Origin of the sequence: Corynebacterium sp. EPI-003-04-2554_SCH2473622 (genome assembly GCF_001665955.1) — a bacterium.
Lineage (GTDB): Bacteria > Actinomycetota > Actinomycetes > Mycobacteriales > Mycobacteriaceae > Corynebacterium > Corynebacterium pseudodiphtheriticum.
On record NZ_LZMN01000069.1, the window covers coordinates 17,807 to 27,693 of the forward strand.

Annotated in this window: 9 protein-coding genes; 5 read left to right on the forward strand and 4 right to left on the reverse strand. The window is 56.3% G+C overall.

What is annotated here, in order from left to right; all coding sequences use genetic code 11:
- Positions 1 to 40: 40 nt before the first annotated feature.
- Together A5774_RS11540 and A5774_RS07630 are read right to left on the reverse strand one after the other, a co-directional pair.
- The gene (locus A5774_RS11540; protein WP_021353172.1) at positions 41 to 313 is read right to left on the reverse strand and encodes a hypothetical protein; all 273 of its coding nucleotides are present in this window, start codon (positions 311 to 313) and stop codon (positions 41 to 43) included.
- 2 nt (positions 314 to 315) lie between these two features.
- A complete protein-coding gene (locus tag A5774_RS07630; RefSeq protein WP_064834176.1) occupies positions 316 to 927 on the reverse strand; it encodes a DsbA family protein in 612 nt (203 codons plus the stop codon).
- Positions 928 to 1,201: 274 nt separating this feature from the next.
- Here A5774_RS07630 and pepN point away from each other — a divergent pair, with 274 nt between their 5' ends.
- Positions 1,202 to 3,757: an aminopeptidase N gene (gene pepN / locus A5774_RS07635; RefSeq protein WP_064834178.1), complete on the forward strand. Its 2,556-nt coding sequence runs from the start codon at positions 1,202 to 1,204 to the stop codon at positions 3,755 to 3,757.
- Here pepN and A5774_RS07640 read toward each other — a convergent pair whose 3' ends face one another.
- Complete coding sequence (locus A5774_RS07640; RefSeq protein WP_064834180.1) at positions 3,758 to 4,504, reverse strand: SDR family oxidoreductase; 747 nt, start codon at positions 4,502 to 4,504, stop codon at positions 3,758 to 3,760.
- Between the two features lie 45 nt (positions 4,505 to 4,549).
- The gene (locus tag A5774_RS07645) at positions 4,550 to 5,794 is read right to left on the reverse strand and encodes a cystathionine gamma-synthase (RefSeq protein WP_231892383.1); all 1,245 of its coding nucleotides are present in this window, start codon (positions 5,792 to 5,794) and stop codon (positions 4,550 to 4,552) included.
- 138 nt (positions 5,795 to 5,932) lie between these two features.
- On the opposite strand from A5774_RS07645, the gene A5774_RS07650 reads away from it, so the two are divergent.
- From A5774_RS07650 to A5774_RS07665, 4 genes are all read left to right on the forward strand, one after another.
- Entirely contained in the window at positions 5,933 to 6,982 is a 1,050-nt protein-coding gene (locus tag A5774_RS07650) for a mechanosensitive ion channel family protein (RefSeq protein WP_021353168.1), read from the forward strand.
- On the forward strand, positions 6,963 to 7,451 hold the full coding sequence (locus A5774_RS07655) for a globin (protein WP_051619313.1): 489 nt from the start codon (positions 6,963 to 6,965) through the stop codon (positions 7,449 to 7,451). Before A5774_RS07650 ends, A5774_RS07655 begins: the two co-directional genes overlap by 20 nt.
- A 147-nt stretch (positions 7,452 to 7,598) precedes the next feature.
- On the forward strand, positions 7,599 to 8,408 hold the full coding sequence (locus tag A5774_RS11545) for a hypothetical protein (protein WP_064834182.1): 810 nt from the start codon (positions 7,599 to 7,601) through the stop codon (positions 8,406 to 8,408).
- 257 nt (positions 8,409 to 8,665) lie between these two features.
- A complete protein-coding gene (locus A5774_RS07665) occupies positions 8,666 to 9,736 on the forward strand; it encodes a hypothetical protein (RefSeq protein WP_064834184.1) in 1,071 nt (356 codons plus the stop codon).
- The last annotated feature ends 151 nt before the right edge of the window (positions 9,737 to 9,887 follow it).

A 9,887-nucleotide genomic window follows, 5' to 3' on the forward strand; every position in this document is an offset into this window, starting at 1 on the left:
TTTAGGCATGGCGTGGTGCACACCCGAAGAGAACGAGTGTTTAGCGCACTGGAGTCTCTGCCCCCGCATCGGAATTGCGGTTAGTAATCATGCGGTAGACCAACCAAATGCCCAACGCCAGCAGCAGCCACGGCAAAAGCTTGAACACGACGGCCACGGTAGAAGCCAGGCCGGTGATCACGGCGACTACAGACGCAAGCAAACACACGCCTGCAGAAATCAAAGCCACTAGGGCATTCTGCCGCCAAGAATAAAAGGCAGCGGCACCGCCCAGAGCAGCGATGATCAGAGAAGTAATAAAAGTACCAAACATAGTTACACCTGTGGGTTTTCGGTTCGGGAACGTTTCAGTTCGAAGAAGTATGGGTACTGTCCTAAACGCAGCGCAGCGTCGAAAAGTTCCCCGGCTTCTTCGCCTTCTGGAACACGGGTAATAACTGGGCCGAAGAACGCCGCATCACCCAATTGCATTACCGGAGTTCCCACATCATTACCGACCAAGTCGATGGCCTGCTGGTGGTATGCGCGCAACTGCTCATCGACCTCGTCGCTATTTGCCAGTTTCGCCAGCTCAACATCGGCGTCGATATCTTGCAAAGCCTGCACAATCAAATCGTCGTAAGCGCCATAGCCTTTTTGACCACCGTTGCCCTGCTTATGAATCAAGGTGCCCAAGGCCGTGTAATAGGCATCAACCTTGTCAGGGTGCTGATCTTTCAACGCGGCAGCAACGCGGGCTGGGCCCCAGTTGGCCTTCATCATCTCGGCATAATCGGCCGGAATATCTGCGCCCTCATTCAGCACAGACAGAGAAAACGGCATCCACTCGACCTGCACGTCGCGGACTTTCTCGACTTCCTTCATCCAGCGAGAAGTCTGCCATGCAAACGGGCAGGAAGCATCAAACCAAAAACGTACGGTTTCCATTGTGTTCTCCTTAATTTTTCATTCGGGGCTTTTCCTACGGGACAAATTAGCCTGCGCACGATGCCTAAATCATGTGCGATCGTGTGCACTGATCCGGTCATCATTTATCCAGTCATAGAGTAAATCCGCCACCACTGATCCTACGGAGACATTAAGCTGGGTGCGAACAACTTCATGACCTAATAGTTCTGTGGCACTGGCCGCAACATCGACCGGCCGTAGCATGGACCAACCGCAGTAATTACTACAACGCAGAAGAAAGGTGATTCATTCCGTGACTTCTCTAAACCTGACACGCGACGAGGCTCAACAGCGCTCACGACAGATCAAAGTGCACAACTATAAGGTGGCGCTGGATCTGACCGTCTCCGAGAAATTTTTCACCTCCCACACCGTCGTCGACTTCGAAGTCCGCGAAGGCCAGCAGGCAGATACCTTCCTGGATTTGCGTGCCGATGAAATCGTGGAGCTTTTTATCGACAGCGCCGAAAAGCCGACTGATTACGATGCCGAGCACGGCATCCCGCTGCAGGGGCTGGAACCGGGACGTCACAGCGTTGATGTCACCGCGCGCATCCCTTATTCCCGCACCGGGCAGGGTCTGCACCGCTTCGTCGATCCGGCTGATGACCGGGTTTATCTGTACTCGCAATGCGAAACTGCCGATGCGAAACGCATCCTGGCGTGCTTCGACCAGCCGGATATGAAGGCGACCTACGATTTCTCTATCACCGCCCCGCACGACTGGACCGTGATTACCAACGAGACCTCCACGGTTACCGATAATGGCGATTCCCGCGAATGGAATTCACGGATCGGCTACCAGCTTTCCACCTACCTGATCGCTGTGTGCGCCGGCCACTACTACCAGGTCAGCGACGAATGGACGGGCACTCTCACCGCGCACCCAGAAACCAGCGAGGAAGAGCGCGAAATTACCGTGCCGCTGGCACTGTTCTGCCGCCAATCACTGGCCAAACACCTCGATGCCGAGCGCCTGTTCACCGAAACCAAGCAGGGCTTTGATTTCTATCACCGCAACTTCGGCATTGCCTACCCATTCGGCAAATACGACCAGGTTCTGTGCCCAGAATTCAACATGGGCGCGATGGAAAACGCCGGTTGCGTCACCCACCGCGACGAGTTCGTCTTCCACAACAAAGCCACCCACTACCAGTACGAACGCCGTGCCGATACCTTCTTGCACGAAATGGCGCACATGTGGTTTGGCGACCTGGTGACCATGCAGTGGTGGGATGACCTGTGGCTCAATGAGTCCTTTGCCACCTGGGCCTCGGCGATCTCACAGGCCGAAGAAACTCAGTACGACACCGCGTGGGTCACCTTCGCGAACATCGAAAAATCTTGGGCCTACCAGCAGGATCAGCTGCCGACGACGCACCCGATCTCCACCGATGCCTCGGACATCGAGACCGTCGAGCAGAACTTCGACGGCATCACCTACGCCAAGGGCGCTTCGGTGCTGAAACAACTGCAAGCTTATGTCGGCCGCGAGGAATTCTTCGCCGGTGTGCGTCGCCACTTCGAGGCACACAAATTCGGCAACGCCACCTTCGAAGATTTGCTGGGCCACTTGGAGGATGCTTCCGGCCGTGACCTGAGCTGGTGGGCACAGCAGTGGCTGAAGACCACTGGTGTCAACACCTTGGCTGCCCGCACCGAGGATGATGGCAAGACCTACACGTCTTTTGCCGTGCACCAGGCCGGCGAGACCCTGCGCACCCACCGCATCGCCGTGGGGCTGTACCGTTTCGACGAAGAGTCGCAGAAGGTGGTGCGCACCAAGCGCGTCGAGCTGGATATCGACGGCGAGTTCACCAACGTCGACGAGCTGGTCGGCACACCAGTTGCAGACCTCGTGCTGGTCAACGACGACGACCTAACCTACTGCCTACCGGAACTCGACGAGCGCTCCCTGGCCACGCTATTGCAGCACATCGACAAGATCGCCGATCCGATGGCTCGCACGTTGTGCTGGTCTGCCGCCTGGGAGATGACCCGCGACGGCAGCCTGAAGGCACGGGATTTCGTGCAGCTGGTCGCCCGCGGTGCGCAGGCAGAAACCGAAATGGCGGTGCTGGAACGCATCACTGGCCAGGCTGTCACCGCTCTCACGGCCTATGCGGACCAAGACTGGGCAAAGGCCGAAGGCGCACAGTTGCTCGGTGAAGCGTTCCAAGCGGCCGCAGAAAACGGCAGCGAAGACCGTGCCTTGATCTTCATCAAGACTCTGTCTCACCTGCCGTTGGTTGATTCCACCCGCGCATACCTGCAAAACATCCTGGATAACGACGAGGACGCCGGCCTGCGCTGGAAGGCTCTGACTGCACTGGCTGCCGACGGCGCCATCGGTGAGGAAGCCGCCATACGCGAAAAGATCGCCCAACAGCGTGAGCTGGACAAAACCTCGTCTGGCGCGCAGGCTGCGCTCCAGGTCGAGGCCGCTATCAACAGCGACGAGAATAAGAAGCGCATCTGGGATGAACTGCGCACCGGCGAGTTGGGCAACTTGGAAGCCCGCTTCAAGATGCTGGGGCTGACCTTTACGGGTTCGGCGAAGCACCTGGAGCAATTCAACGAGGCATACTTCGCCGACGCGCAGAAAGTCTGGGCGGAATTCTCCCCAGAAATGGCGCTGGCGGTATTGACCGGCACCTACCCAACGTGGGACAAGACGGAAGAAGGCTTGCAGCGTGCCGACGACTTCCTGGCTGGCGATATACCGGCCGGCTTGCGTCGACTCGTGCTGGAAGGCCGCGATCGCACTGCTCGTGCCCTGCGCAACCAGCGCATCGACCGTGGCGAGTAATTAGCGGTCTGCTAGCTCAATGCGTGGGCGCACCCGCAGCTCGGTGAACTGCGTGGTGGGCCCAGCCTCCACGCAGGAACGCACGGCACGGGCTACTTCCGCTGGGGCAATCATGTGCTCGGCGTTGTAGTCGCCCATCAAGCCTTCCAACATCGCGGTATCCGTAGGGCCCGGCGCGACGGTAGTCACGCGGATATCGCGTTCGTCCTTGCGCAAGCAGTCAGCTACGGCATACAGCGCATGCTTGGTGGCTGCGTAGACGACATTGTTCGGGTGCCCTCCGTGGCCGGCTCCGGAGTTGATGTAAATGACATCGCCTTCGGTTTTCCGCAGGGCTGGCAGCAACTGGCGGGTCAGCTCTGCGGCAGCGAAGACGTTAATGTCGAAGTGCTTGCGCCAATCGGCCGGGGCGGCATCGTCGACCGATTTCTTTTCTGCAATCGCCGCGGCGTGCACGACGACGTCGACTGTGTCCAAGCCGAGGACGTCGGCAAGCTGAGTGCCGGGCTGCGCGTCGTCGGCAAGCAATTCTGCCACCAGATCAGCCTGCACCGGGGTGATGTTGGCGCATTCCGCGAGCGCGTCGAGGCCTTCTTGGTTACGCCCCAGGGCGTACACGACATGGTCACGCGAAAGGTCAGCAGCGATCTCACTGCCCATACCACCGGTTGCCCCGGTAACAACGGCAATCTTGCGTGGCTGTTCGGACTGGGCTTGTTCTGGCTGGGTTTGTTTTTCCTGTGTCATGTCGACTCCGTATTTTTAGGTAAGTTTTTCGGCTGGATTTCTACGCTATTTTTCGTCCAACTTGTCCAATGCGTGCGTGAGATCAGCAATGAGATCGTCGATATCCTCGATGCCGATGGACAGGCGCACCAGATCAGCTGGTGGGGAAAGTTCGGAGCCTTCGGCGGAAACGTGCGTCATGCTGGTTGGGTGTTCTACCAGAGACTCCACGCCACCGAGCGATTCTGCCAGTAGGAACAGCGTGGTGTTCAGACAGAATTGTTTCGCTGCTTCCTCGCTGTGGAAGCGCACGGACATCATCGCGCCATAGCGCTTCATCTGCTTGGTAGCGGTCTCGTGACCCGGGTGTTCACTTAAGCCTGGATAAAGCACAGATTTGATCTCTGGGCGGGACTGGAAAAACTCCGCGATCTTTTCTGCGTTATCGCAGTGCCGGTCCATGCGCACCGAGAGAGTTTTGATGCCGCGGGTGGTCAGGTAGGCATCGAATGGCGAGGCAATAGAACCGACGGCCCCCTGGAACCACAGCAGTTCAGCGTCGACGTCTTTATCAGCGGTGACCACTGCCCCACCGACGACATCAGAGTGTCCACCCAAATACTTGGTGGTCGAATGCAGCACGTGATCTGCACCCAAGCTGATTGGGTTCTGCAAATATGGGGAGGCAAAAGTATTGTCCACCACCAGGGAGGCGCCACCTTTGACCTCTGCGATGGCAGAAATATCGCTGATGGATAGCGCAGGGTTGGTTGGAGTTTCCAGCCAAATCACGCGGGTGTTGTCGCGGATCGCGCCCGCCAGCTCGTTGACGTCGCACGTGTTGACGACGGTGTAATCAACCCCCCACGGCTTAAAGACAGACTCGATCAAGCGCCATGTTCCGCCGTAGGCGTCGTTGCCTAAGATCATGTGGTCGCCTGGGCGCAGCAAGATCCGCAACAAAGTATCGGTGGCTGCCATGCCCGAGGAAAACACACGAGCGTACGGAGCCTTTTCTAAAGCAGCCAGGGTAGTCTCCAGGCTGCGTACCGTCGGGTTAGCCACGCGTCCATATTCAAACCCTCCGCGTAGGCTGGCCAAACCGTCCTGGGCGTAGGTTGTCGAGGCATAAATCGGGACGTTGACGGATCCGATGTGCGAGTCCGGCTCGTAACCAGCGTGGATCGCGGCCGAGCTAAAGCCGTTGAGGTAATCAGCTTTGGCATCGGCAGTGAGTTTGTGGTGCGCAGCCGGGTACTCCGGTGCGGGAATCCGGTGCGGGGTCAGATTATTTTCTGCAGGTGAATTCATGCCTTCCACCATAATCCAGATACGCGGACCGTATTGCGGAAATCACCGCAACACTCACAGGAAACTTGCAGCGAAATTCCGTAAGATGGCCGAAGTTGCAGCGGAAATCGATTGCCAAAGCAAAGAGTTAAGGATGAGATGAGCACGAATATTTTTCAACTCGCATCAAATTCTGTTCCTTCGGTGCCTTCTGCCGAAGAAACGGTAAATACTGTCAACAATTGGTGGAATAACCCAGAAACCCAGGCCTGGTTGTTCCAACGTCCGATTTATATCGGCCTGATTATTGTCTTCGCGTTGCTGGCGCACTGGATTTTGGTGCGCGGCATCAACAAACTGGCCAACCACAACATGAAAAATGGTCGTAAGAAGACCCCCGAGTCTCGTTCCGAATCACGGAATTCTCATGAGATTCCAGAGCCAGATGCGGAGAAGTTGCATCAGATTGCGCTGATGGAAAAATCGCGGGAGAACCGCCGGAAGTCGCGTATCAAGACGCTTTCCGGTGTGGCGAAGTCTGCCGTCGCCATTTTTGTCTGGGTGTGGGCGGTCATTGCGATCTTGGATGTCGTCGGCATTAACGTCGGCCCGCTGATCGCTTCCGCCGGTATCGTCGGTGTGGCCCTTGGTTTTGGCGCACAATCGCTGGTTCAGGACTTCCTGTCCGGTATTTTCATGCTGATCGAAGATCAGTACGGCATCGGCGACGTCGTCGACTTGGGCGACGGCACCATGGGAGAGATCGAGGAAATTTCGCTGCGCATCACTTCCCTGCGCGATATCGACGGTGCACTGTGGCACGTGCGCAATGGTGAGATTTTGAAGGTCGCAAACCACTCCAGCGATTGGTCGATCGCGCGTTTCCAGATTCCGGTCAGCCACAGCAACGACCAAAACAAGGTTTGGAAAGTGCTTACCGAAGCCATGTCCAAGGCTGCTGCCGACGAGCGGTGCGCCAACGAGATCATGGAGGCTCCAGAAATTCAGGGTGCTTCCGAGTTCAACCCGGATTACCTGTCCTACCGTGTTTCTGTGATTACCATGCCTGGAGAGCAGTGGCACGTTATGCGTGTGATGAACGGTTTGATCATGAACGAGCTGGCTGAGGCCGGTATCAAGACTCCATACCCATACGGCATTGGTATTGCTGGCCCAGGAGGCGAGCCACTTGGACGCTCACAGTCATAGCCAAGACATTCGTTCCGGTGAGCGCCCGGGTTCTGTCTTTGAAGCCATCGGCGGAATGGAAACCTTCGAGACGCTTGTCGACGGTTTCTACGCCCAGGTTCCTGACGACGACATCCTGGCGCCGATGTACCCGGAGCAAGATTTCGCCGGTGCCCGCGACCGCTTGTTGTGGTTTTTAGTGCAGTTTTGGGGTGGGCCGAAGTTGTTTAATGAGCGTCGTGGGGCACCCCGACTGCGCATGCGTCATGCTGAATTTCCGATTGATACCGCTGCAGCGGAGCGTTGGCTCGAATTGATGGGGCGCTCGTTAGACAAGATCGATGAGAAAACGATCCCTGCAGAATACCGCACCGCGATCTGGAACCACATGCAAAAACTGGCGTATATGCTGCGCAATATGCCCGACCATCCGGCGCCAGAACAACAACCTGACCTGGGGATCGTGCGCAGAGATTTGGGTCTGCAGTAATAGCTAGAGCCAAACGTCGAGTATTCGTAGTACCGGCTGCGTAAGACTTTCACCGTCTGCGCAAGACAGTGGAATAGTCACAGGGCGAGAATATGGTTAGCATTAACCATATTCTCGCCCGCTTTTTCTTTTCCGGAGCTGAATATCATGTCTCAACACCGCCCCCGCCACGCGAAATCGTCCGGTGGTTCGTCCGCAGTGGAAAAGGCCGTGGCTTATTCCAATGAGATCGCGGTTTTTGCTCGGGAAAACCCCAAGCGTGTTGGCACGGGAACCGTTCTGACCGTGCTCTTGGTGCTTGTAGGAACGGTTTTTGGTGCTAGCCATATTGAGCGCCCACCACAAGAAGAGTTGGATGAGGTGGTTGCTAAAGAGATTGTGCCCGAACCTGTGATGCATATTGAACCTGCCCCGGCCGTCGAAATGATGATTCCGGCCTTGGACATGTACGCAGTGTTCGAAGATGAAGCCTGCCGGGTGAAAGACGGCGCGATTGACCCCGCAACCATGGAATATGCGTGTACCTATACTGCCGACGACCGCCCGTATTCCTTGCCTGGCACCGATGCCGATGACATCGTCGTAATTGCTGGCCATACCGGTGCTGGAGTCGCCGGGGTATTTGATGAGCTTTACGACGGCAGCAACGATGAACACAAAGTCTCAATGGGAGACAAATTGTATCTGCGCACGGCCACTTCTGGTGATCAGTGGTTGGTGTATGAAGCAACGGACATGCATTCTCCACAAAAAGAGCTGCTTGCAGGTGACCCAAATATTTGGGGCGAATCTGCCACCCCCGGCAGATTACTGACTATCAGCTGCGTACAACCATTATTTCAAACCTCTATCCGCAACGCAGTAGTCGGTTGGCAATACCAAGGCGTCACAAACAACGCGCCACAGCCTGCCATGGAAGATCCAGCACCGAAACACCCAGGTGATACCGGATTTTAACCAATCCAAGGGAGCCCCTGCGGAGGATTCGCACCTGCCTTAGGGTACAGAAAATCTCTAGTACCAAATCCAATTTTTGCCTTCAACACCGACAGAATTACACCACTCGAATTTCACCCCCTATTCCCAGCTTCCTATAAGCACACTCGAATAATTGGCTTGCGGAAGTGAAGGAAGTGACTAATGTGAATATCCGAGCTGCAAATTTTCCTGTGCAGCATTTGGTTCTGTACCCAAGCCTTCCCCAGGAGCACTCTATGAAGAACTCAACCAAGCTCGCCATCGCCGCTCTGATGGCCGGCTCACTGTCCCTGTCCTCGCTGCCTGTCGCTGATGCACAGGAGACCGACACACACATAACCACGCCAAAAGCCACCAAAGACTTTGACGGCAAAACTGGTTACCTGAACACAACAGATCCAGACGAACCTTTTTACGTAAGCGATCCTACTCACATTCACAGCCCACGCCCAGAAGCTGAACAAGTTGGAGTCGTACTCGGCGTAGCAACTGCAGCCGATGCAAACCCGGATAACAATGTAACCGGGACCGACACAAAACCTCCTGCCACTAACAACGAGGGCGAGGAAGTTGGCGCCCCAGCTAAGACCAAGGTTGTCGATGGCGTTACCTACTACCTGAACGAGACCGGCGCCGAGCCGTTCTACGTCAGCGATTCCGCACTGTGGAACACGCCACGTGCACAGGTTCCAGCGAACAAGATCCTGGGCTACGTTGACCCTGCCATCGACGGTGAGTTCGGCGCTCTGCCAAAGACCAAAGAAATTAACGGCACCACCTGCTACCTCAACGAGACCGGTGAAACCCCGTTCTACGTGAAGGATCGCAACCTGTGGAACACCGCGCGCGGTGACATCAAGGACGCAAGCCAGATTTGCGAAGCAACTACACCAGGCACCCCTGGCAGCAGCAACGCTGCCGCAGCTGCTGGCCTCGTAGCCGGACTGGCAGGCCTGGGCTTGCTCATCGGCGGTGTTTGGCACTTCCTGAACAAGGATGGCAAGACCCTGGTTCCGTCCAAGGACCGCGTCAATGCTGAGCCAACCGCAGAAGAGAAAAAGAAGTCCGAAGAACTACTGAAGCAGCACGGCGCTGACATCAAGCAGAAGACCGACGCTGCCAAGGCAAACCCAGCCGAGGCTGGCAAAGCTGCTGACATCGACACCACTGGCGTAACCAAGGCTGCCCCACGTGGTATGGCTGCAGAAACCGGTAACAACACCGTTGCTCGCGGCATGGCTGCAGTTGCTGTTATGGCACTGCTCGGCGCCGTAGCATTCTTCGCACGTCGTCGCTTCGTAGCCTAATAACTACACGCGCGGCTCAAACTGCGTCGTAAAGCACGAAGCTAAAAGCGCAGAAATAACGCCCCAACCAAAACTGAAGTGCTCCCCATTAGTTGGACTGAGAAATCAGTTTCCGACTAGTGAGGAGCACTTTTTATGAGAGCACGAAGTT